Origin of the sequence: Chitinivibrio alkaliphilus ACht1 (genome assembly GCF_000474745.1) — a bacterium.
Classification (GTDB): domain Bacteria; phylum Fibrobacterota; class Chitinivibrionia; order Chitinivibrionales; family Chitinivibrionaceae; genus Chitinivibrio; species Chitinivibrio alkaliphilus.
Genome location: NZ_ASJR01000002.1, coordinates 85,235 through 109,922 on the forward strand (window position 1 = coordinate 85,235; position 24,688 = coordinate 109,922).

A 24,688-nucleotide genomic window follows, 5' to 3' on the forward strand; every position below is an offset into this window, starting at 1 on the left:
TATAAACCTCTCTTCAAAAAATTAGTTCGATGGAGTAAGATAGGGGTGTAAGGTGTCATAATAGTGGTCATCAACACGGGTTACCTTCATGGTGGCACTGTTTACTGCCACAAGTTTTAGGTGTGCACTACAGCATAGGGTGTCCTCGTGCGTATAAATACGATTTTTAAACCCTGTGCGGTAGGTGGTGAGTTCTGTAAGATCTGTTTCCACCCGCAATAGATCGTTATACCGTGCGGGAAAACGGTATTTTATTTGAAGCTCCGTTACGGCGAATACGATATTCTTGTGGTGGTAGGTGTCAAGGTGAATTCCTCGTTCCCGCAAAAACTCTGTGCGTGCTCGCTCCATGTAACGGAGGTAGTTTGCATGGTATACAACGCCCCCGCAATCAGTATCTTCGTAATATACACGTATATTCATTTTTCATCCTTTTCTTTCAATTTTCTCCACAGTGTCGAACGGGATATGTGCAGTTTTTTTGCTGTTTCTGAGTAGTTATGTTGTGACAGGCGCAGAGCGAAGTCAATATACTTTTCTTCAACTGCTTCAAGGGGAATAATTTCCGGACCGAGAACAAAGCTCTCCCTCTCTTTTTCTCCATTTTCAGGAATGGTGTATTCCCCCTCTTTTTCTACATAATAGGGAAGTAGGGCGTGACTTGTATGAGAATTGTCGGGAATACCGGGCACGGTATGTTCCGTAAGGTAGGGGGGGAGGTCTTCCTCCGTAATAATGGAGGTTTCTGCCATGATTGTTGCATGTTCAATAATATTCTCAAGCTCACGAATATTTCCCGGATATGTGTGGTTTCGCAGAATTATCTCTGCGTTTTGGGAAAATCCACGAAAGAATTTGTTTGCCTTTTCACTATATTTCACGATGAATGTACGGATAAGATGGGGAAGGGTCTCCATGCGCTCCCGTAAGGGGGGGATATGAATCGGGAATACGTGAAGACGATAAAAGAGATCTTCACGAAAGGACCCTTCCTGCACCATGGTACGAAGGTCACGGTTGGTTGCAGAAATAACCCGTATGTTTGCATGGCGTTCTGTATTTGACCCGACCGGTTTAAACTTCTTTTCCTGGAGAAAACGGAGCAGCTTTACCTGATTTTGCAAGGAAAGTTCACCCACTTCATCTAAAAAGAGCGTTCCGTCTTCTGCTTCTTTTGCGAGGCCGTCACGGTCTTTGTCAGCACCGGTAAATGAACCGCGGGTATGTCCAAAAAGCTCACTTTCAAAGAGGTTGTCGGGTATGGCACCACAATTTACGGGAACAAAGGGGCCGTTCTGGTTTGATTTGTTATGAATAATCTGTGCAAAAAACTCTTTTCCCGTTCCGTTTTCGCCACTTAAAAACACCGTCGCAGAAGAGGGGGCCACCTTTTGGGTAAGACGTAACACGCGCTCCATGCGGGGGCTTTCTCCAATAAGATCATACATAAACTCCTGTTCTTTCTCTATCATTCGGGCGTAGTTACGCCGCGACTCCTGGATGTGGCTGAGAGCTTGCTCTATGATTTTACAGGAGACAGGAAGTATTAAATAGAAAAGTGCTCCCGATTGAATTGCACGGGTTGCTTCATCGATGTGAGAAAGGTCGGTAAGAATTACGAGGGGAAGAGTTGCATGGAGTTGGTGAATATAGTGAATGTAGTCTATTTCTTGGGTAGCGATAGTTTGAATGTCTATAATAAGGGCGTTGTGCTCCTCTTTTCGCAGGTGGGTAATAGCTCCCTCAATGGTGTCAATTCGCTGCAGAGATGTATCAATGGAATTTTCTTTAAGCAACTCATCGTATAAGGTTATATTTTCCGTTACCAGTAAGAGTTTGAGCATAGGGCTTCCTTGCTTCGAAAAGATGAGTAATCCCGCCGTACACCAGCTAAAATATAACAGGGGAAAGCATGAATTCAAAAACTATGGCAATCGTCGTCCTTCTCTTTGGTACTTTTGTGGTACTTCTGCGTGTTTCTTTCTCCCTCGGTGATTTATACGACGTACCCCGCGACTATTTGGAATCCTTTGGTTTTCACTTCCATGCAGACTCCTACCGTATTGACCTTCGCGGCCGTTTTGTCTATTCTGATGTCGCGGTACGCACAGAGGATGGACAGGAGTATTTTCGTGCAGATACCATACAGGGGCGCATCCCTCTTTTTAGAGCGATGCAGCTTCGTCAGACCTTACGGCGTGGTGAAGAAGATGTATGGCCCCGCCTCTTGGATCTGCGTTCTGTGCGCATAGAAAATATATCGGCGACAGTGCCCTTTGAAGAGACGGCGGCTCAGGTGGAGCGGGGGAGGCTTGACATAGGCGGCCGTGGAAACAGCTTACGCGGAATCTTTTCGGCTGATCGTGGGCTTTTAGGCCCCTTTACAGTAGACTCTCTGTCTCTCCCCGTAACCCTTGAAGAGACTCAGCTTATGGCTACGTCAGCCAGCCTGACTCTTGCAGAGGGAGTATTGACCTTTGATGGATTGTATGATCATGAAAAAAAGGCACTTCAAGGGAATCTTCGCGGTGACTCGCTTTCTTTGGAAGCACTTCTTCCGGAAGCACGTTTGGGAGGACAGCTCTCTTTTTCTTTCTCCTCAGATACTCTTACAATTCCAGATATACGAAACCCCTATCGTCTCTCAGGGAACGGGCGATTTTCCCTTGAAAAGTTTTCCGATTCAGAAAGCGATTACCTCCAGCGGGCCCGGCGGGAGTTGGCGCGCATTGGTATTGCCGACCTTGATTTTGACCACATAGGAGGAGACGTACGGCTGCGAAACGGGATTGTGGAAAGTCACGAGATCTCCTGCATACACGACTATTACTCCTTACATCTTGCGGGTATGTATCTGCTTGTCCCGGGAACCTTTGCCTATTCCATAGAGGGGCGTATCTCCCCTGAGTTTCGCACCTATGTACGTCCTGTCATATGGGATGCCCTTATCGAGGATGAAAAGATTGATGGAGGACGCCTGTTTTATGGTACCATGGAAGGGCGTCCAGAGGCATATCGTGTTTCTGTTGATGCTGAAATTATAAAAAGAGGGGTTCGTGGATTCTTTCGTAACATATTCAACTAACCTTAAGTATATTTAGATGGTATGAATATCACTTTTCCGTGGAGGATACTATGGAGAATACATTCTGGGATAATGTTCGCAGTAGTATTAATGCCGGTGTTGCAGTTTCAAAAGATGCCATCAATCACTATTCACAGCTTGGGAAGTTAAAAATTGAAAAATTTCAGGCTGAAAAACGTATTGAAACAGCCTTTAAAGACCTTGGACAACGTGTGTATGATATGAAAAAAGATGGGTTGGACGCGTCCATTGCCGCCGATGTTGCCGTAGAAAGCTTTGTTGCAGATATCGATGAAAATTATGCTGGTATTGCTCGGCTTGATTCCGAAATTACAGAGTTAAAAGAGCGCGAAGCACAGGAAGAGGAACCTTCTTCACAAGAGGAACAGGCAAAAAAGGACGCCTAAGTGCTCACAAAAAAAACGGTTCTGCTTCGAGTAAAGTTACTCCGTAATGAGGGAAAACGGAAACGGCGCATCCTGCGAAACCTCTTTCTATTTTCTCTCTTTTTGGTTCTTTTGGGGGTTCGTTTCTGGATTCTACCCACTCTTTCACAGGAGAAAGAGCGGGTCTCCTTTCGTGAACGTAACCTTCATAAGCGCGTTGAGACCTTGGCTTATCGCACTGAATCCGTGGGGCGTCTTAAAGCAGATATTGGTGCGGAGATTTCATCCTTGAAAGAACATAATTCCTGGCTTATGGTTTCGGATACGGCGGAGGATACCCGCACCGTACCATGGGATACGTCTCTATTTCGTGATATCCCCTTTCTTACTTCATATGTTGATAGCCTCCACGGTGAGTTTGCTACCATTGCCCAGGCGATTTCAGAGGGGAATAATATCTTTTCTGATATTCCCGTTATAAAGCCCTTGCCTGATTCTGTAAGATTTTATCAAACAAAGAGTTTTGGGACCTACAAAAGCCATTTTGATCATCGCGAACAGATGCATAACGGTGTTGATTATACTGCTCCCGTGGGGGCACCTGTCATTGCAACGGCGGGGGGAGTGGTGCGTGAAAGGGGAGAAGACTCTTTTTGGGGAAAGTATGTACGTATCCGACATAGCCAAGGTGTGGAAACTTTTTATGCTCATTTAGATGAGATCTTTGTGCGGCGCGGTCAGCGTGTGTCCAAGGGACATCGAATTGGGGCGCTTGGAGAGACGGGGTATTCCGTCGGCCCGCATGTTCATTATGAGGTACGGATACAAGGAACGCCCGTAGATCCTGAGGCCTATATGGTGTCCTATGAATAATCTCTGTGCCGTACTTCTCTGCCTTTGTATGAGTTATGGCGTTGCCATGGCCTCTTCTGATTCATCTCGAATGTCTGCAAAGGAGCAGGTTGTGGCGGGGGTAATTATCCTTGAAGACAATGCACGCTTTCTGACACCGGCTGACAAAGCACGGTTCCTACAGGCACTTCTTGATGTTACAGGACACTCTGTAACGGATGTGATAGATATATTACACCACTATGATGACTCACCTGAACAATGGCTGCAATTGCTTGACCGTATCTTGCAGCAGATGGAGGATGAATAATAATGGATCTACTGTTTTATACATCTCTTTTCTTTTTTTTCCATGCCTATGTTTTTTTTCCGCGTGGTATGAACTGGTTGGGGAAACGCTGGAAAAAAGGGATCGCCCGAGACGATACGTTTCTGCCCACGGTGTCTCTTTTTATTCCCGCCTACAATGAAGAGAAGGTGATTGCGGAGAAACTGGAAAACACTCTTTCCTTGGAGTATCCTCGGGAAAAACTGGAAATTCTGGTTTGTTCAGATAAGAGCAGCGACCGGACCAACGAGATAGTGACGACGTACGCAGAGAAGTACCCATCCATTACCTTTCATGCCTATACAGAGCGAAGTGGGAAAACGGGGATGATTAATAAGGCTGTCCCCGATGCACGGGGAGATATCATCGTTTTATCTGATGCTAATACCATGTACGAAACAAAGGCTCTTCGCACAATTGTATCGGCCTTTGCCGCCCCTGATATAGGGGCTGTGTTAGGGGCCTTGCGTCTCTATGTCCCCCGCGGAGTACAGGGGTTGAAAAAGGAAGTTACCTATCGTCAGAGTGAAGCCAATATCAAATATGGTGAAGGTCTTTTTGGGTATGCCATGGGTGCTTTCGGTGGGTTTTATGCCATACGAAAAGCATATTTTCAGCCTTTACCAGCCAATGCGTATTCCAATGATGATTTTCTGATTCCCGTGCGCATGATTCAGAAGGGGCTTCGGGTTATCTTTGATCCTGAGGCTCGTGCGTACGAAGAAACCGGTGAGACTCTTTCAGAGGAGTTTTCTCGTCGTGTACGAATTGGAGCGGGGAATTATCAATCTTTCTCACTCTTACCCCGAATGCTATCGCCACTTCATCCACTTCGATTGTTCTTTTATCTCTCTCATAAGGTGTTGCGCTGGTTTTCTCCGTTCCTCCTTGTAAGTATGTTTGTGTCCAATATGCTTCTGCTTCAGCAACCGCATTTTGTGACAATTTTTATGGGACAACTCCTGTTCTATATTCTTGCGGGTGTCGGGTGGCTCTGTTACCGGTGTGGCATATCAATTCCGTTATTGTCATCGCTTGCGCATTTTGTTTCTATGAATATAGCCCTGCTTTTTGGTTTTTTCCGATTCTGTCGGGGCATAAAAAGTGCGACATGGTCCAGCACAGAAAGGGGAAATGCATGAGAGTAGCCGTAATCACGGAGGAAGACCTTTTCTATGTGCGTGAGTTTTTTTGTGAGTTCCTTCCCCGCGCACGTCATAGTGAGTACGAGATTTGTGGGGTCACAATTCTTCCGGCGTTCAATAAAGGTTCAACCTGGGCGTTGGCACGACAGATGTATGGATTCTATGGTATGCGTGATTTTATCCGTATGGGGTGTGCCTATGCATATCGAAAGTTTCGTAAGAAGACAATACGTTCCCTGGTTGAGCAGGAACGTATTCCCTGTATCGATGTTGCATCGGTTCATAGTGAAGCGTATCTCTCGTGGCTTAAGGACGAAAAAATAGATGTCCTTGTATCTGTGGCTGCACCGGTTATCTTTAAAAAAGAACTCTTAGGGATTCCTCCACGGGGATGTCTCAATTCTCATTCCGCTCTTTTGCCGGAAAACCGTGGAATGATGCCCGTATTTTGGGCTTTATATAAGGATGCCCCCGAACTTGGTGTAACGATTCATACAATGGAAGAAGAGGTTGATCGGGGACATATGCTTGTGCAGGAACGTGTCCCCATCGGGCAGGAGAGTTTAGATGAGATGATCCGTAAAACAAAGAAAATTAGTGCACGTCTCATGGATCACGTTCTTGCTCAGATGGTTCATGAGGATGTGGTTGGAACTCCCATTCCAGCGGGAGGATCTTATCAAACATTTCCGACTCCAGAGGAAGTGCGGGATTTTAAGAAAAAGGGAAAACGGTTGCTCTAATGACCTGTATGCATGCCCTCTCCATAGATCTTGAAGATTGGTTTATGGTGCAAAATTTTGCCAATCGATACTCCCATGCCGACTGGGATCGTCTTGAGCTTCGTGTTGCTGCAAATACGGCGAAGCTTTTGGATCTCTTTGATGAATGTGGAGTGCGGGCGACTTTTTTTGTTCTGGGGTGGATTGCACACCGCCTGCCGGATTTGATCACTGAGATAGAGCATCGTGGTCATGAGATCGGTACACATGGCTATGGACATGAGCGCGTGATTGACTTGGGACCGGAGGCATTTCGCAGAGATCTCTTTGTCTCCCTCGAGCACCTTGCTAGATGTGCGAAAAATCCAATTATCGGATTCCGTGCCCCGTCTTTTTCAGTTGATCCTACGCAAGACTGGATCTTTAAAACACTCTCTGATGCGGGAATTCTCTACGACTCGTCCTTGTTTCCTGTGCCCTTTCATCCAGATTACGCCAATGCGGGGGTTCCCTTAGAGCCATACGAGATACGTCAAGGCCTGATGGAATTTCCCATGACCTGTATTCCGCGCTTTGGCATGAATATTCCCTGTAGTGGCGGTGGGTATTTCCGTATGTTTCCCTATCAGTGGTTTAAATATGGATTCCGCCATTGCGAAAAACACGGCCGACCAGGTGTGTTTTATCTACATCCGTGGGAGATAGATCCGGGGCAGCCTCGTGTTACGGGACTACCTCTTTCAAAAAGGTTTCGCCACTATGTGAATCAGCATAAAACCTATCCACGGTTACGGAGATTATTGCACGATTTCTCTTTTTCTCCCCTAAAAGATGTATTGGAGCTGGGATAATGAAGTACAGACTCCTTGGGAAAACAGGTATCGAAATCTCTGAGATAGGCCTTGGCTGTTGGGCCCTTGGTGGGCCGAATTGGCATGGCGGATACCCCAATGGGTGGGCTCCCTGTGATGAATCAGAGGTGCGTAAAGGTGTTTCCTATGCTCTTGATCACGGGGTAACCCATTTTGATACTGCTGATGTGTACGGTGATGGACGGGCAGAACGCCTTCTGGCCCTATGCCTGGGGAAGCGGACGAGGGATGTGGTTATTGCCAGTAAGGTGGGGTGGTTCCGTGGAACTGGTGAGCATGCCTACACCCCCCTTAATATTCGTCACCAATGTGAGCAGTCACTCATGAATTTACAACGTGAAGTGATAGATCTGTACTATTTTCATCATGGAGATTTCGGTCCAGATGATGTGTATTTGGATGATGCCGTTGCGGAGATGCGGAAGCTACAGGAAGAAGGAAAAATTCGTGCCATTGGTCAATCGGCCTACTCGCAAAAAGATTTTAAGCGCCTTTTTCCTGTCGTACAGCCCGATGTCTGCCAAAGTTGGGCGCATATGATGGATTACCATTTTATAGAGAAGAATAGTGATCTTATGCAATTATGTGAGCGGTATGATTGCTCCTTCGTAGGGTTTTCGCCCTTGAACCAAGGGTTGTTGCTACATAAGTATCGGCCGGAAAACCCTCCCGTCTTCGGTGAAGGAGACCATCGCCGTGGACAAAAGAAATTCATGAAGAAATCCCTTGAACAAGTAACTGCCGCCATGCAGCAGATTGAACATCGTTTTGGTACAACTCCAGAAGAGTTAAGTCGTGTGGCCTTGCAGTTTGTATTGTATCATAAAAATGTTGCAGGGGTTATCCCAGGGTTTCGTACTCTGCAACACGTACAACAAAATATACACTATGCTGATTCTCCCCTTACACGGGATGATATTGCTTATGTGTATAAAAATTTTTAGCGTAGAAAGGTTCTGCCGGTAATGAATTACAGAGGATTAGAACTCGATAAATTTCAGGAAGACGCAATTCAGGCTATTGAAGAGAATACTTCCGTCTTAGTATCTGCCCCAACGGGGTGTGGAAAAACAATTGTAGCAGAGTATGCCGTAGAAAAAGTGATTAACGAGGGGGGACGGGTTGTTTATACAGCGCCGATCAAAGCCCTTTCAAATCAGAAGTATCGCGATTTTAAACTGCGATTTGGCGATGATGCTGTGGGCATCCATACGGGAGATCTTTCTATTAATCCTGATGGTCAGATTTTGGTGATGACCACGGAAATCTTTCGGAATATGATTCTTGAGGGGGCTCAACGCCTTGAAAATGTGCGGTATACAGTTTTCGATGAAGTTCACTTTATCGATGATGAAGAGCGGGGGACCGTGTGGGAGGAATCAATTATTCTTGCACCAAAACATATCCGTTTTGTCTGTCTCTCAGCGACAGTTCCAAATATTGATCGCTTGGCAGAATGGATGGAGGTTGTTCGTGAACAGAAAATTGCCGTGGTATGTGAGACGGAACGTCCTGTTCCCCTTAAGATGCACCTTTTCAGTGCAAAATATGGGCCGGTTTCTTTTGATCTGCTCAAAGAGCGGTACGTCAAAAATCCCAAGCAACGCAAACGGTTTCGGTTTCGCAAGCCCTCTCCGAAACGATTAATCAAAAATATCGTCCGAAAAGAGCGTGATCCCATACTGTATTTTGTGTTTAATCGCAAAGGGTGCGAAGAAAATGCCCGTCGTATGGCCGTGCTCAACCTTCTTTCCGATGAAGAACAGGTGGAGCTTGATACCATGGTTGACACCTTAATTCATATGTATCAAATTGAAGATTACAGCCGTTTGGACAATATGGAGCGGTTATGGCGCCGTGGTATTGCCTATCACCATGCCGGAATATTGCCTGCGGCAAAGGAAATTGTAGAACGATTGTTTGCCACGGGACTTATCAAGCTTCTTTTTTGTACGGAGACCTTTGCCCTTGGGGTGAATATGCCTGCTCGAACGGTTGTGTTTGATGATGTCGAGAAATTTAACGGCGTGGAGTTCCAATATCTGAGTAATCGTTCCTTTCAGCAGATGGCAGGAAGAGCAGGACGGCGCGGCTTAGATGATATTGGCCATGTCTACTGTCATATTATCCCTGAAACAGTTGAAGAAAAAGAAATAAAACGACTTTTCTACACAGAGAGTGAACAAGTAGAAAGTCGTTTCTTTGCATCATATTCGACAATTCTTAGCTTGTATAGTCGGTTTGGAGAAGAGGCCTTTGTTCTTTTCCGAAAAAGCTTGCGTAACTTTGTAAAAGGGACGTTTCACTTATCTGCGTCATATAAAAAAGAGGAAGATCAGATTCGTCGCCGCGTACGTTTTCTTCAGAAAAACGGCTATCTTGACGGACAAAATCTCACTCCCAAAGGTCGCCTTGCCTCTTTGGTAAACGGCTATGAGATACAGGCGGCAGAACTCTATTATCGACGTATCTTTGATGCTCTTTCGCCGCAGGAAATCTGTGTTGTTTTGGGAGCACTCATTACAGAAAGCAGAAAAAAAGATGGGCCACTCAGTGATTTTGAGATAACCACTGATGGCGGTAAGATTATTCGTAAACTACGGCAGAAAGAGTTGAAAGAGGGGATTAAAGATCCTATTCCTGAACTTGATTATCGTTTGGCAGCGCCAATCTTATCTTGGGTAAATGGCGGCAGCCTCGGAGACCTTCTTGCCTTTGGGGTACCCGAGGGAGATCTGATTCGTGTATTGCGTATGGTTGTTCAGTTAATCCGGGCCATTAAAGCAAATATTGAAGATCCGGTTACCATTGAGAAATTGGCAGAATGCAGATTGCTGATTAATCGTGGTGTCGTAGATGCAGAGGCAGAACTGAAGGTTGAAAGTACTCCCCTTGATATATAGGAGGTTCTATGGCTGATAAGATTACAATTACGCGAAATCCCGCACGGGAAGAGCTTGATCGCATGGGCGTTTTTTCTTGGCCCATATGGGAAAAGGAAGTGTCTTGCTTTCCTTGGACCTACGATGCAGAGGAGGTCTGCTATATTCTCCAGGGCGCGGTGCGGGTTACCACGTCCCATGGAGAAGTGTTTTACATTGAAGCAGGTGATCTTGTCACTTTTCCACAAGGCCTTTCATGTGAGTGGGATATCACCGCGGATCTCAAAAAACATTACTCCTTTGTGTAAGGAATGCCCTCGCGTCTAAAGTACTCTTCTGCAGACTGCAGATAGGAATCATTTCCCGGTGCAACAATATGGCGCCGGGCAAAGAGGCGTCCACCGCTGTGTGCATCTCCCATATAGATTGTTGTATCCCGTGTGGCTCGTTTTCCCCGACGACCAAGGTCTTGTGCCCATTGTAGGGCATCAGCGTAAGCATAACTCAACTCATGTTGTACTGCAGAATCCCCCAATCGATACATATTGGCAATGGCCCACGTGAAATGCCACTGATCAAAGGATGTTTCGATATTATCCTTATATGTAAAGTAGAGTTCTCCTATGCGAGCAGCCTCTTCAGCCGTGAGCTCTTGGTCTTTGATAACCCAAAATACTAAGCTGTTGCGTCGGTCGGTGCTTTGCATCATCTGTTCTGCCACAAGCAGAGTTTGCGAAATATCTATGTGTTCTACGCGAGCTTCCTGGCGTTCATGGGTCATATAGCGCATACACGAGCTCAAAAACAGTACTGTAACTAACAGGTATAGTCGTCTCATCTCTTCCTCCTCAGTATGGGTCTATTGTAATATATGTCATTGAGAGACGCGGAGGAGGAGGCTCCTTTACGGTAAAGAGATATGGTGTCCTTTTTTTATACGTATACGCCCTTTTTTATAGAGACTTCCCACGGTTTTTTTGAATGTTTTTTTGCTCATGGAAAAGGCGTTCTGAATAGACGCTGCATCACTTTTGTCATGATAGGGGAGCACCCCCCCCGGAGCAGCCTGCAATGCAGCGAGTATTTGCTGTTCTAACTCATCCCGTTGTCCTGCCGAAGCGGGGGCAAAGGTGAGATCAATCTTTCCATCATCTTGGACAACCTTTACCGTCGCCGTATAGGATGTTCCAACCGTAAGAAGAGAACTTTCCTGAGGAGGAAACATTCCACTCCATTGACCGTTTACTACCGCTAAGGCACCGTGAGGAGAAATATGATACACCATGGCTGATACGTCTGCTGGTGTGGCAAGATCGCTCTCCGCCGGTTGTTGAAGATGTGGCCCGAGACGAGTTGTGCCGTAGAGGCGTCCCGTGTCATCGTCACGACAGAGGTATACCACGGCGGTTTCGTCTTTTTTTAGAGGTGAAAACATTTGGAAATACGGGATAAGGAGTTCCTTAGTAAGCCCCCAGTCGCAAAAGGCACCCATGGCGTTTACATCAGTGACGGTAAGGGGAGCAAATGTATGGAGTCGTAGGGCAGGAGTACGAAGGGTTGCCGTGGGACGATCCTCAGAATCGCAGTAGAGAAACACGCGAAGTGTGTCATTTTCGGCAAGAGATTCGGGTGTCTCTGCACGGGGCAAGAGTACTTCCTCTCCCGACGTGGTGGTAAGAAATGTGCCAAAATCGGTAAACCGAGTAACCGTGAGGGAAGCATATTCACCTGTATGAATCATTGGGAACGCTCCTTAAGATAGATACATATAATCATAGTACCAGCTCCAAATAGAAACGCTGTTAGAGCCGGAAGAAGCGTGTCACCTGAAGGAGCTTGGTTGATAGCCGTAATAAGTTCGTACCCTTCAACTCTAACGATTTCTCCGTCTTCTCGAAGAAATACTTCCGGGAGTATCTGTCGTTCCTTGAAAGGCCAGAGGGTGTAAAGAGAGCCAAGAATAAGCCCTGTTAGAAAACTCATGGTACCGTCATGAAACCGCTGTAAGGTTGTATGAATAACCTTTACAAAAAATATCAGACCAAAGAGCATCCCCATGGCCATGATTGTAAGAAGTAGTATGTGTTCTGGCGCGGGAGAACGCAGGAGGGCTGATATGGCTGAGATAACCACTAGGTATTGTCCAAGCATCAGAAGTATTAAAGAGCCGCTGAGACCGGGGAGTATCATGGCTGCCATGGCAAGGGCACCACTGATAAATACGGCTCCGTAGGTTCTCGGGGAGTAGGCTGTCTGCTTGAGGGGGCTTTCATCGGCTGAAGTTTCATCCTCGGCATAATACCGCGCCTCATATTGAGCAGAACGGCTGAGGGTTGTTTCCACGGGCTGGTCGAAGCTGGAGAGTCCGAGGGAAAGAAATCCGCCCATAAGGAGGGGTAAAAAAAGCGAAATGGAGGGAGTTCTTAGGAGTCGTATAGGAATATAACTTGAGATAAGAATTAGCCCAAAGAAAAAGGCATAGGTAATCGTATGGTGTGATTCAAGAAGAATGGTTATTACATGGGAGAGCGTAAAAAGCGCAAGGGCCGCGCCTCCCACAAGACGTACAAGGAAGAGTAGGTCTTCTCGGGGATGAGCCAGGGGGCGGGACTGTTTTCTGAAGGGTACTATACAGTTACCGAAGTCGAACAATAGCTGCATCGGATGTATGCTGCTGAGGATGGTAATCAGACGTTCGTACAATCCGAGAATAAGAAGAAATGTACCTCCGGATACGCCGGGTATGATATTTGCTGCTCCGACAACATAGCCAGCCAGAAGTTCTTTTATGGTTCTGTTCACTTATTCCCTCTCTTTCCATCCTTGTTCGCCAATGAGGGGAACAAAGACAACATCAGTATAGGTGGTTCGCTCTATGCGGTCTGGGCGTTTTTTATATACTTCAAGACGCTGATTTTCACGGTCTCCTGTGGGAATCACCAAGATTCCTTCAGGAGTAAGTTGTTGCAAAAGCCGTGTCGGTACTGCCGGTGCTCCCGCCGTGACAATAATACGATCAAAGGGGGCATAATGCGGCCATCCACAGGTGCCGTCCCCGTATTTACAAATAATATTTTTAATGCCGCAACGGGTAAATGCGTCCCGTGCTTTAAAGGATAGTTCCTTAATACGTTCCACCGTAAAAAGCCGGTGCGTAAAATAACGCAGAACCGCACTTTGGTATCCCGACCCCGTGCCAATTTCCAAGACTTTCATGTCTGGTTGTACATCAAGAAGTTGCGTCATAAGGGCAACAATAAAGGGTTGAGAAATTGTTTGGTTATGATCAATGGGAAGGGTAATATCTTCATATGCCTTATGAGAAAGGCCTGGGTCAACAAAGGCATGGCGGGGCACTGACTCTATGGCATGCAGTACCTGTTCATTGGTAATTCCTTTGGTACGAAGCTTTCGTACTAATCGACCCCGGGCGACATCCGGGGGTAAAAAATGAAAAGAGTCCATTTTAACTATTCCATAGAAGCGATATTTTGGTACTTCCCACGGCAAAGATCCACCGCAGGGTATCGGTAAGGTGTGAGATATGGCTTGGTCCATCCTCTATGTATACTGTTTTTACCGGCACTGAATCTACCTCATATTGAGCCGCACGAAGGCGAAGAAGCACTTCCGATTCAAATTCAAATTTTCGAAATCGGGTGTGTATCCGCATAAAGACAGGTAGATTATACGCGCGAAATCCACATTGTGAATCCTCGATAAACCGCATGCAGAGAAGAGAGAGTGCGAGAGAAGTGAGTTTGTTTGAAAGCATACGAAGTATGGGCATTTGTCCGAAAGACATGTTCCGTACGCCGAAAATGAGGGCACAATGAGCTGGAGCATGCAGTATTGCATACAGAAAATGGGGAATGTCACTGGGCCGGTGTTGCCCATCGGCATCCATGGTGATTACCCACTCATAGTGGTGCACAAGGTGGAAAAACCCCGTACGGAGTGCTGCACCTTTTCCCCGGTTTTTGGTGTGAGAAAAACACACAATTCCCAGGGAGGAACAGAGGGCTTGCGTAGCATCGGTAATACCGTCATTGACGACGTAAATATGTTGGGCGGGATAAAACTCAAGCAACTGCGGAATAAACGTACGGAGTTCTTTTTCCGCCCGGTATGCAGGGATGAGTATGGCGGGAGTTCCCTTATGTTGTGACATGTGAGAGCAGTTTTGAGATAAGGGGTGGAAGAAGGGTCTTTTCGCCCTCTTTAATAAATGACTCATACTCTGATACAGCCGAATGATCAGCTGTGTCAGACACTAGTTTAATAACAGCTATGGGGAGATTGTACTCATACCCGACATGCGCCAGGGAGGCGCTCTCCATATCAACAGTAAGAATTTCAGGACTGATTTTACTGATTCTGTTTCGCCGTTGCCTATCTGCTACAAAGGTGTCGGCACTTCCCATACACCCCCGGTGCAGAGAACCTTGTTTTATTTCCTTCGAAAGAGAAAGTATTTCTATAATACGATGCGTGAGGTCTTTGTTTGCCGAAAATCGTGAAAAACCATGCAAGGGAATTTCACATGTTGTACCTCCTAAGGCACTTACATCCGCATCATATTGCACAAAACTTTCAGGAACTATAATATCTCCGGGGATAATGTTGTTTCTGAGTGATCCGCAAAATCCAAATAGAAAGAGTTGATCTACGGAGAAATGAATCGCCAATACGGTTGCAGCAAGGGAGGTTGCCACCTTACCGTGACTGGTAGATACGGCCACCACTTCGGTTTTACCGTAGAACCCGTGTACATAGGTGTTCAGACCAAGGCGGGTTGCCTGCTTTTTTTCCAGTTGTTCCTGAAGCCAAGCGAAAGAAGTATGACCCGTGAGAAGAACACCAATTTTCATATACAGAGCCTCAGCTTGGGTCGCTCAAGATGTTTTCAAGGTTATTAAAGCGTGCATCATAGTCTTCTATGGACTTTTCAATAACCCGATGAGCATCGTCAATACCGTAGGTATGGGTTATTTTAACATTGCGCTTTTCACCGGGGAGATCTTTGTATGTAAGAAAATAGTGTTTTAGTCGATCGATAACCATATCAGGAACATCGGAGATGTCGCGATAATCTCCATACACCGCGTCGTGATTTAGCACGGCAACAATCTTATCATCTGCTTCGTTGCCGTCAAGCATGCGGAATCCACCGATTGGCTTTGCGCTTACAATAATATCGCCATGAACAATACTTTTCTCTGTAAGGATACAAATATCAATGGGGTCTCCATCACCTTTTATACTTGCATCTTCTGTTTTGTCCTGGCTGATCTGAGCAACTCGTTTTCCCGAATATGTTTGCGGAATAAACCCGTAAATGGCTGGTACAACGTTACTATATTTTTGCGGACGATCAAGGTAGAGGTAGCCACTGGCCTTGTCTACTTCGTATTTTACGGTATCGGTTGAGACCATCTCAATAAATGATGTTACTACTTCCGGTGCATTTTTTCCAATAGATATGCCGTGCCATGGATGTGACTTATAGCGTAGGCCCATGAGGCGTGCAACAATTGGATCAACTATTTTATTTCCCATACGTTTCTCCTTCCAGAACGCCTATATAATATACTACGGTCACAGGAGATGCAACTTCTTTTTACTCTTTGCGGGAACGGGTTAGTTTTTCTGCTGTTGCATAGGCTTCGCAAAGACTTTCCGGTGAGGCACAATTTTTCCCGGCAATACCGAAGGCGGTACCATGACCAACGGAGGTGCGAATAATAGGGAGCCCGATTGTAACATTTACTCCTCGTTCAAAATCGCGGGATTTCAACGCCACAAACCCGTGATCATGTAACATTGAAACCACCCCATCAAATTCGCCTTTAAAGGCGTTCATAAAGACCGTGTCAGGGGGCAGAGGTCCTACAACAGCCATGCCTTCTTTGCGGGCATGGGTCACCGCAGGTAAAATATGTTCATAATCTTCATTGCCGAAGATCCTATTCTCACCGGCGTGGGGGTTGAGACCGGATACGGCAATACGTGGGTTGTCTATACCCAGCAAGCACAATTCTTGGTGGAGCAGGCGAATATTAGAAAGAACAAGGGGTGGCTTAACCTTATCGAGAGCCTCACGAAGAGAACAATGGCTTGTCACATGTACAACGGAAACGCCGTCAAGGGAGAACATCATTGTATAGGAACTGCATCCCGTCTTTTCTGCAAAAATTTCGGTATGTCCCGGATAGGCAATGCCCGCCATATGGAGAGCTTCTTTATTAATGGGGGCAGTAACAACGGCAGAGACCTGCTGAGATTGGGCCAGCTCAATAGAACGGCAAATGTAGGAATAGGCCGCAGCGCCACACTCCTTAGAAAGAATACCCGGTTTCCATGAGAATGGTGGCATATCCTGCTCCAGCACAGGTATCACCCCCGGCTGTATCTCCTGAGGATCTGTTACTCTTTGAAGGGGGGGGGCAGGCTCTGTAAGGCACGCAGCGTAATAGGAGAGTACTTCCATAGAACCAATCACAAGGGGCGGTGTGGTAAGAGTGGGGAGTTTGCTGAAAAATTTGAGAATAATTTCTGGGCCAATACCTGCGGGATCTCCCATGGTTATGGCTATGGGGGGATGTGTCATAGGCTTCCTTTTATCGATAGAGGGCGCGGCACCCAAGAAGTGCGGCAAGATGATTTGGAATACAGCGGTGTAGCACTCGCACAGCGATGGCGACACGACCGGCACAGGAGTAGGCATGATGTTTCTGACCATCAGCAAACGCTTTTTGTACCACTTTTTCCGGTGCTGTTTTTTGTGTAAAATATCGTTTTTTTATTCCGGTACTTTTGCTTATTCTGTGAAAGGGGGTGTCTACGGAGGAAGGAGTTACGGTTACCACGGTAATATCCGGACGAAGTTCCTCACGTAGACTTATGCCCAAACTTGTGGTAAATGCCTTTGATGCTGCGTATACGGCATAATTGCCCAAGGGAGAAAAGCCGGCAATGGAAGATAGGAGGAATAGAGTGCTGCCTTTGCCCATGGCAGGAAGAGCACAGTGGATGATGTCTACCACGGCGCGACAATTCAGATCAACCATGGTAAGCTGGTCTGTATAGGATGATTGCCGAAATGGGCCTGCCTTTCCCATGCCTGCAGAAATAACAAGGTATGATATGCACGCCTTTGTTGTATGTAAGGCGTGCTCAATTTCGTGACCTACTGCTTTTGTTGTACAATCTCCCGGAAAGGTTCGTATGCGTGTTTTGCAGGAGCTCTGTATTTTCTCTAAGACAGTGATTCGTCGCCCAGAAACCCATATTTCATCCACTTCAGAGAGGGTGTCGATATGTTCTACAAAGGCGTATCCAATTCCAGATGTAGCACCAGTGATAAGGGCTATCTTCATAAATCATCTCCACAACAGGTTCAGTATAAATATATTTTATCGGGGTGGTTGGGTGTGAGACAGGAGTTCTATGAAAATAACACGACAAAGAGCGTGGATACTCTACGGATGGGCAAACTCGGCCTATGCACTCCCTGTTTTAGCAGCCTTTTTTCCCATTCTATTCACTGAGTACTGGGGAGCGACACTCTCACCAAGCGCTGCTTTTTCATGGCTTGGCGCAGCAAACTCTTGGGCAGGTTTTGTTGTAGCTGTGGCATCTCCCTTTGCTGCAGCCTTTGCGTCCACCTCGGGTAGACGTAAGAGTTATCTTATATTTTGGGCTCTCGCGGGCATTGTCTCAACAGCGGGGTTATCTCTGATTGGGGTGAATCAATGGGGGGCCTCCTTGGCTCTTTTTGTTGTTTCCCAAGTCTCATTTCAGCTATCGGTTCTGTTTTATGATACGCTTTTGTATGATGTCTCAACGGAACAGAATAGACATCTCGTTTCCGCCAAAGGGTTTGCCTATGGTTATCTTGGAGGGGTTCTCCTTTTTCTCGGAAATAGTGCTATTCTTCGTTGGCACGAACAACTCCCTGGTATAGATGGAGTATACCATGCCGCCAAGGTGTCTCTGATTTGCGCAGCTGTATGGTGGCTTGTTTTTGCACAACCTCTATTCTGCGCAAATTTTACTCCAAAAGTGAAAACGCCCCCTCCACATCGGTTTCGTAGATCCCTTGCATTGCTGAAAGATGATTTGAATATTTTGTTAGGGGATAGAAATATTCTTTTTTTTATTATCGCCTATTGGTTTTATATAAACGGTGTGCTCACCTTAATATCCATGAGTTCTGGCATGGCTCTAGCCATCGGTGTGAGTAACTCTGCTGTTATTGTCGCCCTGATTTTTGTACAGTTTGCGGCATTTCCTTGCTCCCTGCTTGCCGGACGAGCAGCTTCAAGAGGGAGTGCTCGTCGTGTGTTGCTGTTGCTTGTCGGTGGCTACAGTATCCTTGTTGCATCATCCCTTTTCTTTCTTCGCGGCACCTACAGCTTTTTTCTTTTAGCTCTGGGTGTCGGGATGCTTCAAGGGGGAACACAAGCGGTAAGCAGATCTTATTTTCTGAGTCTCATCCCTGGGGAGAAGCAAACATCTTTTTTTGGGATTTATTCAATGGTCGGTCGTTTTTCCATGATTCTCGGGCCTGCGATTATCTCTCTCATAACCTACGGACTTACTCAGTTTTTCCAATATCGGTATGAGTATACCCTAATCCATATTTATTATGCACGCACGTTACCTGTACGCGCCGGGTTTTCTTCAATCGCCCTGTTCTTTCTTATTGGGTGGCTGTTTCTGTATTCTATTGGTACGTGTTCTGCTGGTATCGAAAATCGTGCTGAGGCGTAAAAATACGCCATGGAGCATAGGATGGGTGGTATTTTGCCATGGCCGTTCCCTTGGCAAAGTGGGGAAGGATTGCTCCCCGCGTACGTCCTTGTGAGTAGCGGGGACGACATTGTAATTTTTCCAAAACATCTTGTGGAGAGTCAAAGGGGTATACACCGCGAGCCGCAAAGTGGGGAGGCGTAGCGGTATAGCGGGAGGGCATGCCAGTATAGAAAGAAAAGCGGCTATACCCAGCTTGTTTTGCAAGGGAAAGAACTCGCTTATTCCAAAGCCCGAGAGGAAAAGAGAGGGCTTCTACGGGCATTCCCAGAAGGTCTTCCAAATCTTTTTTTGATCCCTCCAATTCATACAAACACTCTTTAAGAGAAAGTTGTCGAAGGTCACGGTGATGCATGGTATGACTGCCTATTTCAAATCCTCGTTCTGCTATTTCACGAATATCAGCGGCAGAAAGATAGGATCTTTTTCCATAGATATCCAGGGGAGAAGATCCGTGCAAAGCCCCACTGATAATAAAGATAGTTGCATTATGGCCGTGGGTTTCTAAAAAGGGGAGAGCGTGTTCTTTAATCGATGAAAAACCGTCGTCAAAGGTGAGTACCATATCCGTTGAACCGGCATACTCGCGTAGCGATGTGATAGTATAGTGAGCAGCAACTGTTGTAATAATATCCTCAAAGGTATGGCGGGAAATTTCAGAGAGGGTACGAAGTTTTGGCGGTGTTATATATATATTATGAAAGAGTAGGCACGGTGGTGTCTTACCACTTGTTGCTCCGATATACCATATGGCCATAAGGCCTGTGAAAAACGGAAGCAGAGTTAGTATCAGAAGAAATACCATTTTATGAGGAGTGAGGCTTGTGCAAGATACATGGAATTGTCCCTTTTGCAATTTTGAATTGGCTAGAGACGCTCAATTTTGTCCGAATTGCGGCTCCGATGAGAGCACGGGATGGTCTGATATGGGGGGGTATGATCAGAACGATCTTCATGAACATGATTACGAACAGAGTGTTCGGAATGAGTTTGGCCACACCGAAAAGCACGCTGATTGGCAGGCCTTTGTAAAAACGGTTATCATTCTGTTGCTCATAGTTCTCTTATTTTTTATCATGAGCATATTCTGAGACATTAATATTAAGGAATGGGTCATTTTCAACGTGGGAGTAGAGCTTTTTTAGAGTTTTCTGAAATTCGGTTTTCCGTGTCTCTAAGGCATACTTTACTTTTTTGGCACTGGAATTTTTTGGAAATACCGTTGTGACAATATTGTTTGCATCAACTTGGGCAACAAATATATCTAAGGTATTGCCTTCAAGATGAATGGTATCAAAACCGGGTTCGTTAATCATATTTGCGATAGAATTACTTGATGCAAAGGTTCCCGATATAAGGGCAGAAATAGATATGGCATCATAGGTACTTCTTTGTGCTTGAAAAGTTATGAGTCTCCCCGATTTATTGGTCAGCAATATAATTTCGCTGTGACTGTCATCAAGAATTGATGTGAGGATGAGATTTATGGAAAAAATATCATCCGGTCGTAATAAAAGGTCTTCCCGCATGAATCCTCCGGATTATTTATTAAAAAGATTATCAAGGAAATTTTTCTTGTACTTTGGGTTAATGGGCTTTTTCTTGGCTTTCTTTGTGCTGTTTTCAATGGTACTGAAAAAAAGTTGGCTTTCTTCTTCCTCAGAATCGTTGGTTTCTGGTTTCATAGATGTTACGTCAAGAGGGGCGTCGTGTGGCTCTTCATGCTTCTTCTCTTCCTTTTTCTCTGGTGGAGTGGAAGGAGCATCATCCGAGAGAAAACTACTTGATATGAGGTCATCGCTATCATCGTCAAAGGAGAAGTCTTCCAAGGAGAGTTCCGTTGGGCTTTCAGGTTGAGCTTGAGGTTTTTCTGAGAGTGAATCAACCGTGTCGAGCTCTTCAAGCTCAAGATCAGTTCCAAGTGAGTCTTCGTCCATATCAAGAGATAGATCCTCATTGAAGGCGTCCAAATCATCTATATCAAGATCAATATCATCGGAATCTTCCTGTTGTTGTGGGGGCTCGGGAGAACGTGGTACAACGGGAATCTCCTGTGTTTTTGAGGTTGACGACCCAAAGGACATATCAAATTCAAGATCCTCTGAGTCTTCACTTGTATGAGCAGAGGGAGGAGGAGGTGTCTCTTGCTGTTGCCGAAGAAACTCTTGTCGCTGTTGCTCGAACATGCGTTGTTGTTCTTCAAGCTGTCGTTTTTGTTGCTCAAGCATTTGTTGTTGCAGTTGAATTTGCCGTTGTAGTTCCAGCTGTTGCTGTTGTTGCTCCTGCGGAGCCTGATTTTGCGCTGCGGGGGGAGGCTGTTTTTGAGGACGTGGCGTTGGGGCAGCTTTTTTAGGCGCAGCTTTTGGCTGGGCGAGTGGTCTTGGCTGAGTGGGTCTGCTATGATTCAGCCCGGGTTGGTTTGGGGTGCTGTACTTCTGGTTCAGGATATCAATAACCCGTTTGCCGATTACTTTGAGGGTTTCGAAGACCCCTTTGCCTTTATTGGCAATTGCCTCCTGATACTGTGTGTTATACCGATTGAGCTTTTGATTAAGATATTCAACGGGGAGGGCGTTATGAATGTCCCGTTTGTTAAATTGTAAGATGACCGGTATCGTACGAAGATCATATCCGTACTCAGCAAGATTCTCTTCCATGTTATCGAGGCTTTCAATATTCTGGTCCATTTTGTCTTCTGCCGAGTCTGCCACAAAAACAATGCCGTCAACCCCGCGCAAAACAAGCTTTCGCGTTGCGTTGTAATATACCTGCCCCGGAACAGTGTAGAGCTGTATCTTTGTGGTAAATCCCCGTATTTTTCCAAGATCTATGGGAAGAAAATCAAAAAAGAGTGTTCTGTCTGCTTCGGTTGCAAGAGATACCATATCGCTTTTTGAAGCATCGGGAGTTTTCTGATGTATAATTTGAAGATTAGTTGTTTTTCCGCTGAGTGCTGGGCCGTAATAGACAATCTTTACATTTATTTCACGCGCAGCGTAGTTGATTGTTGCCATAAATAACCTTCGTTGTTTTTTTGTGACTGCTTTTCACTGTTGTATCACTAATATAATAATAGTTCCTAGCGGTGACTTAAAATAATACTACTTTCATGTTTTATTCCTCTCGATCTTCTTCTACTCTTCGGATACTTCGTTTTAAAAACCAGTGTTCACGAAGCCCTTCAAGAATAAGGGCAAACTCGGCAAGGACCGACTCAATTTCTTCAAAGCTTTGCTTCATTACAGGTGGCACCGTGGCTGTTGAATCTGCTAGATGATCCATCTTTTCTGTCACAATAAAAAGTGAGTCTGCCACATGTTGTGCCATAAGGGCAAAGGTGTTGAGGTTTTGAGCCATGGAAACACCTTCGTGTCCCAGTTTATCAAGAGAAAGTATTGCCTGTTCCATGGTTTCGAGAATTGGCGGGAAGCTATCGAGAGATGTTTCCAGCTCTGCAAAAAAATGCTTGGTTTGATCCACAAGTATGCGCATGTCTTGGGCAAGCTCCTCATCGGAGATAAGCATACTCACGATGCCTTCTCCATAGGCTACTTGATTTAAGATGGTGTGGGCACTTCGTGACATTGTGGTTAAGCGGTGCACCATATCTTCAATACGAATAAACTCAAACTGGCGAAGGGTATCACCGGCTGTTACTTTTTTTTCTGGATTTCTTGAGGGGGCTATATCTATGAGCCAGTCTCCAACAACCGTTTGTTTTTGTTTAATCATACACTTACTGTCGTGCCCAATGAGCGGTAAGTATTGTTCTTCAACACTCATTTTTATATCTAAGCTGCCTTCTTTGTTCAGAATAATCTCCTGTACATACCCCACTTTCTTTTCCATAATTGTTACATTATTCCCCTTTTCAATAGGCAGACTGTGCGTAACACGTAGATAGAGGGGGGCTCGAGGGGTGAAGTATTCGGAGCTTATAAAGACGTGTACCATAAAGGTAGGGATGAGAATAAGAGGAATAAGTACAAACAAGCCAACAACTTGATTTCTATACCGATAGTAGAACGGATCTTTATTATGGTGGGCCGTAGTTGAGCTCATAATAAGGACTCTCTCCTTTGCAGGTAAGATTCATAATCAGGGCAGTAATGTATGGTATACCCGTCGAGATAGTAGAGGGGAGATTGTAGTTTTTCTATAATTGAGTTATCTCCTGTAGAGATGATTACGGTTTTCTCTGGAACTTGCCCAAGCAAATTCAGCACATCTAGAATAGTTTCGGCCTGCAATGGATCAAGCCCTTCCGTGGGTTCATCTAAAAAAAGAACCTTCGGAGATGCGATAAGTGCTCGTGCAAGGGAGACCAGTTTTTTCTGGCCGGTGGAGAGTCGTTCCGGTAGGTTGTGTTTTTGTTTTGTAATTTCAAATTGCTGTATCATGGTTTCTACCCGTCTCTGTATAGACTCTGAGTCCATTCTGCCATGGTACGACAAGGGCAGAGAGAGGTTCTTTTCGACGGATAGAAAGTTGATAAGGGTGGGTTGTTGCAGGGCAACCCCAAAGGAAGAACGATACTGTTTTTCTTCTAATTCCGATAAGGTTTGGATATCGCGATTATTCCATAGAATTGTGCCTATGGGAGGTTTTTTTATACCTGCCGCAAGTTCAAGAAGAAAGCTTTTTCCACTTCCGCAGGGGCCTGAAAAAACAATGGTGCTTCCTTCGGGGATTGAGAGGTCCGTGGGGGGGTATTTGCTCACGTGAGAATACATAGAGACTCCGCGTATGGTTATGGACGACATAATTACAACAGAAATCCCCGTAAAAAGGTGGAAATGAGAGCAAGGGCAATATTTGCAAGAAGAATAAATATGATTGAGGTTACTACTGTTCGAAATACTGCCCGTGGCACAATACGAATTGTTTTAACGTGCAGCCCGAAATAGCTTGAGGTTGTGGCAACCACCGATCCGAATATAATACATTTGAGAAGTATTACCATGATATCGATAAATACGATGTGGGAGAATACCTGTTCTATCAAAATGTATACGGGGCGTCCCGTAAGGAAGTTTATTGTTGCGAGGCCAGAGAGAAGAAGGATACTGCTAAAGTAGAAATTGAGGGCGAGGGTTGCGATAACCATACCAACAAAGTTGGGTATACAGAGAAAGTCAATGACAGGAATGGCCATGGCTTTGAGAGCGTCTGTTTCTCTGGTTACTTTCATATTTCCAAGAAAGGTTGTAAATCCTGAACCAGATCGCCCAATTATGACTACAGCCGTTATAAAGGGAGAGACCTCTTTGATAGATAAGGCCAGTAAAGTACCGAAAAATGACGTAACATCGATATTGGCAACATTGTTCACCAATTGTGTAGAAAGGGCTACCCCTAATGAAATAGCGATAAGGGTAATCGTAAAAAATGCGTCTACGCCGGTAAACAGAATTTGATTAACCAGTTGTGGGCCGTTTACACGTGTGTCTCGATTGAACAGTAAGCGCGTAACCATGTCATACCACAAACCGAGCAAATCTGTGTATGTGCTTATTGTTCTTAGGGTAGATGAACCAAGGCGGTTCAGGAATACCATGGTATGCTCTCTTCTGTGGAGATGGTTCTTTCTCATAAAATATAT

General features: G+C 45.5%; 28 protein-coding genes and 1 pseudogene. 12 read left to right on the plus strand and 17 right to left on the minus strand.

Features of this window, described 5'->3' with window-relative positions; all coding sequences use genetic code 11:
- Window positions 1–21: 21 nt before the first annotated feature.
- Both CALK_RS01320 and CALK_RS01325 read right to left on the minus strand, forming a co-directional pair.
- On the minus strand, window positions 22–423 hold the full coding sequence (locus tag CALK_RS01320) for a YbgC/FadM family acyl-CoA thioesterase (protein ID WP_022635833.1): 402 nt from the start codon (window positions 421–423) through the stop codon (window positions 22–24).
- Window positions 420–1,844, minus strand: a complete 1,425-nt coding sequence (locus CALK_RS01325) for a sigma-54 dependent transcriptional regulator (protein ID WP_022635834.1) — start codon at window positions 1,842–1,844, stop codon at window positions 420–422. Before CALK_RS01325 ends, CALK_RS01320 begins: the two co-directional genes overlap by 4 nt.
- A gap of 68 nt (window positions 1,845–1,912) precedes the next feature.
- Between CALK_RS01325 and CALK_RS01330 the strand changes: the two genes are divergently transcribed.
- From CALK_RS01330 to CALK_RS01375, 10 genes are read left to right on the plus strand one after another with little or no spacing between them, the layout of a single operon-like run.
- Window positions 1,913–3,085, plus strand: coding sequence for an AsmA family protein (locus tag CALK_RS01330; RefSeq protein ID WP_022635835.1), 1,173 nt, complete (start codon window positions 1,913–1,915; stop codon window positions 3,083–3,085).
- Window positions 3,086–3,135: 50 nt separating this feature from the next.
- On the plus strand, window positions 3,136–3,492 hold the full coding sequence (locus CALK_RS01335) for a hypothetical protein (protein ID WP_022635836.1): 357 nt from the start codon (window positions 3,136–3,138) through the stop codon (window positions 3,490–3,492).
- Window positions 3,493–4,344 (plus strand): M23 family metallopeptidase, encoded by an 852-nt coding sequence (locus tag CALK_RS11860; protein WP_022635837.1) that lies wholly within the window; start codon window positions 3,493–3,495, stop codon window positions 4,342–4,344. It abuts the gene before it with no gap.
- Window positions 4,337–4,633: a hypothetical protein gene (locus CALK_RS01345; RefSeq protein WP_022635838.1), complete on the plus strand. Its 297-nt coding sequence runs from the start codon at window positions 4,337–4,339 to the stop codon at window positions 4,631–4,633. The genes CALK_RS11860 and CALK_RS01345 overlap by 8 nt, the downstream gene beginning before the upstream one ends.
- A 2-nt stretch (window positions 4,634–4,635) precedes the next feature.
- Window positions 4,636–5,793 (plus strand): glycosyltransferase family 2 protein, encoded by a 1,158-nt coding sequence (locus CALK_RS01350; protein ID WP_022635839.1) that lies wholly within the window; start codon window positions 4,636–4,638, stop codon window positions 5,791–5,793.
- Window positions 5,790–6,539, plus strand: a complete 750-nt coding sequence (locus tag CALK_RS01355; protein ID WP_022635840.1) for a formyltransferase family protein — start codon at window positions 5,790–5,792, stop codon at window positions 6,537–6,539. The genes CALK_RS01350 and CALK_RS01355 overlap by 4 nt, the downstream gene beginning before the upstream one ends.
- Entirely contained in the window at window positions 6,539–7,369 is an 831-nt protein-coding gene (locus tag CALK_RS01360; protein ID WP_022635841.1) for an XrtA system polysaccharide deacetylase, read from the plus strand. Before CALK_RS01355 ends, CALK_RS01360 begins: the two co-directional genes overlap by 1 nt.
- The gene (locus CALK_RS11865; RefSeq protein ID WP_022635842.1) at window positions 7,369–8,334 is read left to right on the plus strand and encodes an aldo/keto reductase; all 966 of its coding nucleotides are present in this window, start codon (window positions 7,369–7,371) and stop codon (window positions 8,332–8,334) included. Before CALK_RS01360 ends, CALK_RS11865 begins: the two co-directional genes overlap by 1 nt.
- Before the next feature lie 21 nt (window positions 8,335–8,355).
- Window positions 8,356–10,293 carry a DEAD/DEAH box helicase gene (locus CALK_RS01370; protein WP_022635843.1) on the plus strand — a complete coding sequence of 646 codons (1,938 nt, stop codon included), beginning with the start codon at window positions 8,356–8,358 and terminating at the stop codon, window positions 10,291–10,293.
- An 8-nt stretch (window positions 10,294–10,301) separates the two neighbouring features.
- Window positions 10,302–10,580: a cupin domain-containing protein gene (locus CALK_RS01375; protein WP_022635844.1), complete on the plus strand. Its 279-nt coding sequence runs from the start codon at window positions 10,302–10,304 to the stop codon at window positions 10,578–10,580.
- Here CALK_RS01375 and CALK_RS01380 read toward each other — a convergent pair.
- From CALK_RS01380 to CALK_RS01420, 9 genes are all read right to left on the minus strand, one after another.
- Window positions 10,565–11,110: a hypothetical protein gene (locus tag CALK_RS01380; protein WP_022635845.1), complete on the minus strand. Its 546-nt coding sequence runs from the start codon at window positions 11,108–11,110 to the stop codon at window positions 10,565–10,567. The genes CALK_RS01375 and CALK_RS01380 overlap by 16 nt on opposite strands.
- Window positions 11,111–11,176: 66 nt before the next feature.
- Window positions 11,177–12,013 carry a CvfB family protein gene (locus CALK_RS01385; RefSeq protein WP_022635846.1) on the minus strand — a complete coding sequence of 279 codons (837 nt, stop codon included), beginning with the start codon at window positions 12,011–12,013 and terminating at the stop codon, window positions 11,177–11,179.
- On the minus strand, window positions 12,010–13,074 hold the full coding sequence (locus CALK_RS01390) for a DUF368 domain-containing protein (RefSeq protein ID WP_022635847.1): 1,065 nt from the start codon (window positions 13,072–13,074) through the stop codon (window positions 12,010–12,012). Before CALK_RS01390 ends, CALK_RS01385 begins: the two co-directional genes overlap by 4 nt.
- Window positions 13,075–13,782 (minus strand): protein-L-isoaspartate(D-aspartate) O-methyltransferase, encoded by a 708-nt coding sequence (locus CALK_RS01395; protein WP_204365293.1) that lies wholly within the window; start codon window positions 13,780–13,782, stop codon window positions 13,075–13,077.
- Window positions 13,739–14,443, minus strand: a complete 705-nt coding sequence (locus tag CALK_RS01400; protein ID WP_022635849.1) for a glycosyltransferase family 2 protein — start codon at window positions 14,441–14,443, stop codon at window positions 13,739–13,741. The genes CALK_RS01395 and CALK_RS01400 overlap by 44 nt, the downstream gene beginning before the upstream one ends.
- Window positions 14,430–15,143: a 5'-methylthioadenosine/S-adenosylhomocysteine nucleosidase gene (mtnN, locus tag CALK_RS01405; protein ID WP_022635850.1), complete on the minus strand. Its 714-nt coding sequence runs from the start codon at window positions 15,141–15,143 to the stop codon at window positions 14,430–14,432. Before mtnN ends, CALK_RS01400 begins: the two co-directional genes overlap by 14 nt.
- Window positions 15,144–15,153: 10 nt before the next feature.
- Entirely contained in the window at window positions 15,154–15,831 is a 678-nt protein-coding gene (locus CALK_RS01410; protein WP_022635851.1) for an inorganic pyrophosphatase, read from the minus strand.
- Window positions 15,832–15,892: 61 nt separating this feature from the next.
- Window positions 15,893–16,882, minus strand: a complete 990-nt coding sequence (pdxA, locus tag CALK_RS01415) for a 4-hydroxythreonine-4-phosphate dehydrogenase PdxA (protein WP_022635852.1) — start codon at window positions 16,880–16,882, stop codon at window positions 15,893–15,895.
- Window positions 16,883–16,892: 10 nt separating this feature from the next.
- On the minus strand, window positions 16,893–17,651 hold the full coding sequence (locus tag CALK_RS01420; protein ID WP_022635853.1) for an SDR family NAD(P)-dependent oxidoreductase: 759 nt from the start codon (window positions 17,649–17,651) through the stop codon (window positions 16,893–16,895).
- Between the two features lie 70 nt (window positions 17,652–17,721).
- On the opposite strand from CALK_RS01420, the gene CALK_RS01425 reads away from it, so the two are divergent.
- Window positions 17,722–19,047, plus strand: a complete 1,326-nt coding sequence (locus CALK_RS01425) for an MFS transporter (protein WP_022635854.1) — start codon at window positions 17,722–17,724, stop codon at window positions 19,045–19,047.
- Here CALK_RS01425 and CALK_RS11870 read toward each other — a convergent pair.
- On the minus strand, window positions 19,001–19,843 hold the full coding sequence (locus CALK_RS11870) for a polysaccharide deacetylase family protein (RefSeq protein ID WP_022635855.1): 843 nt from the start codon (window positions 19,841–19,843) through the stop codon (window positions 19,001–19,003). The two genes, CALK_RS01425 and CALK_RS11870, sit on opposite strands and share 47 nt — an antisense overlap.
- A 67-nt stretch (window positions 19,844–19,910) precedes the next feature.
- Between CALK_RS11870 and CALK_RS01435 the strand changes: the two genes are divergently transcribed.
- Window positions 19,911–20,177 carry a zinc ribbon domain-containing protein gene (locus tag CALK_RS01435; RefSeq protein WP_034636186.1) on the plus strand — a complete coding sequence of 89 codons (267 nt, stop codon included), beginning with the start codon at window positions 19,911–19,913 and terminating at the stop codon, window positions 20,175–20,177.
- Here CALK_RS01435 and CALK_RS01440 read toward each other — a convergent pair.
- The 5 genes and pseudogenes from CALK_RS01440 to CALK_RS01460 form a co-directional block, all read right to left on the minus strand.
- The gene (locus tag CALK_RS01440) at window positions 20,151–20,615 is read right to left on the minus strand and encodes a roadblock/LC7 domain-containing protein (protein WP_022635857.1); all 465 of its coding nucleotides are present in this window, start codon (window positions 20,613–20,615) and stop codon (window positions 20,151–20,153) included. The two genes, CALK_RS01435 and CALK_RS01440, sit on opposite strands and share 27 nt — an antisense overlap.
- A 921-nt stretch (window positions 20,616–21,536) precedes the next feature.
- A pseudogene (locus CALK_RS13385) lies at window positions 21,537–22,100 on the minus strand (GTP-binding protein); the annotation flags it as partial.
- A gap of 100 nt (window positions 22,101–22,200) precedes the next feature.
- A complete protein-coding gene (locus CALK_RS01450; protein WP_022635859.1) occupies window positions 22,201–23,148 on the minus strand; it encodes an MlaD family protein in 948 nt (315 codons plus the stop codon).
- Window positions 23,145–23,819, minus strand: coding sequence for an ATP-binding cassette domain-containing protein (locus tag CALK_RS01455; protein WP_022635860.1), 675 nt, complete (start codon window positions 23,817–23,819; stop codon window positions 23,145–23,147). Before CALK_RS01455 ends, CALK_RS01450 begins: the two co-directional genes overlap by 4 nt.
- 32 nt (window positions 23,820–23,851) lie before the next feature.
- Window positions 23,852–24,643, minus strand: a complete 792-nt coding sequence (locus CALK_RS01460) for an ABC transporter permease (protein WP_022635861.1) — start codon at window positions 24,641–24,643, stop codon at window positions 23,852–23,854.
- Window positions 24,644–24,688 lie beyond the last annotated feature (45 nt).

Coding starts and splice junctions, on each gene's coding strand:
- CALK_RS01320 (WP_022635833.1), bottom strand. CDS start 423: ATGAATATACGTGTATATTACGAAGATACTGATTGCGGGGGCGTTGTA.
- CALK_RS01325 (WP_022635834.1), bottom strand. CDS start 1,844: ATGCTCAAACTCTTACTGGTAACGGAAAATATAACCTTATACGATGAG.
- CALK_RS01330 (WP_022635835.1), top strand. CDS start 1,913: ATGAATTCAAAAACTATGGCAATCGTCGTCCTTCTCTTTGGTACTTTT.
- CALK_RS01335 (WP_022635836.1), top strand. CDS start 3,136: ATGGAGAATACATTCTGGGATAATGTTCGCAGTAGTATTAATGCCGGT.
- CALK_RS01345 (WP_022635838.1), top strand. CDS start 4,337: ATGAATAATCTCTGTGCCGTACTTCTCTGCCTTTGTATGAGTTATGGC.
- CALK_RS01350 (WP_022635839.1), top strand. CDS start 4,636: ATGGATCTACTGTTTTATACATCTCTTTTCTTTTTTTTCCATGCCTAT.
- CALK_RS01355 (WP_022635840.1), top strand. CDS start 5,790: ATGAGAGTAGCCGTAATCACGGAGGAAGACCTTTTCTATGTGCGTGAG.
- CALK_RS01360 (WP_022635841.1), top strand. CDS start 6,539: ATGACCTGTATGCATGCCCTCTCCATAGATCTTGAAGATTGGTTTATG.
- CALK_RS11865 (WP_022635842.1), top strand. CDS start 7,369: ATGAAGTACAGACTCCTTGGGAAAACAGGTATCGAAATCTCTGAGATA.
- CALK_RS01370 (WP_022635843.1), top strand. CDS start 8,356: ATGAATTACAGAGGATTAGAACTCGATAAATTTCAGGAAGACGCAATT.
- CALK_RS01375 (WP_022635844.1), top strand. CDS start 10,302: ATGGCTGATAAGATTACAATTACGCGAAATCCCGCACGGGAAGAGCTT.
- CALK_RS01380 (WP_022635845.1), bottom strand. CDS start 11,110: ATGAGACGACTATACCTGTTAGTTACAGTACTGTTTTTGAGCTCGTGT.
- CALK_RS01385 (WP_022635846.1), bottom strand. CDS start 12,013: ATGATTCATACAGGTGAATATGCTTCCCTCACGGTTACTCGGTTTACC.
- CALK_RS01400 (WP_022635849.1), bottom strand. CDS start 14,443: ATGTCACAACATAAGGGAACTCCCGCCATACTCATCCCTGCATACCGG.
- mtnN (WP_022635850.1), bottom strand. CDS start 15,143: ATGAAAATTGGTGTTCTTCTCACGGGTCATACTTCTTTCGCTTGGCTT.
- CALK_RS01410 (WP_022635851.1), bottom strand. CDS start 15,831: ATGGGAAATAAAATAGTTGATCCAATTGTTGCACGCCTCATGGGCCTA.
- pdxA (WP_022635852.1), bottom strand. CDS start 16,882: ATGACACATCCCCCCATAGCCATAACCATGGGAGATCCCGCAGGTATT.
- CALK_RS01420 (WP_022635853.1), bottom strand. CDS start 17,651: ATGAAGATAGCCCTTATCACTGGTGCTACATCTGGAATTGGATACGCC.
- CALK_RS01425 (WP_022635854.1), top strand. CDS start 17,722: ATGAAAATAACACGACAAAGAGCGTGGATACTCTACGGATGGGCAAAC.
- CALK_RS11870 (WP_022635855.1), bottom strand. CDS start 19,843: ATGGCCATATGGTATATCGGAGCAACAAGTGGTAAGACACCACCGTGC.
- CALK_RS01440 (WP_022635857.1), bottom strand. CDS start 20,615: ATGCGGGAAGACCTTTTATTACGACCGGATGATATTTTTTCCATAAAT.
- CALK_RS01450 (WP_022635859.1), bottom strand. CDS start 23,148: ATGAGCTCAACTACGGCCCACCATAATAAAGATCCGTTCTACTATCGG.
- CALK_RS01455 (WP_022635860.1), bottom strand. CDS start 23,819: ATGTATTCTCACGTGAGCAAATACCCCCCCACGGACCTCTCAATCCCC.
- CALK_RS01460 (WP_022635861.1), bottom strand. CDS start 24,643: ATGGTATTCCTGAACCGCCTTGGTTCATCTACCCTAAGAACAATAAGC.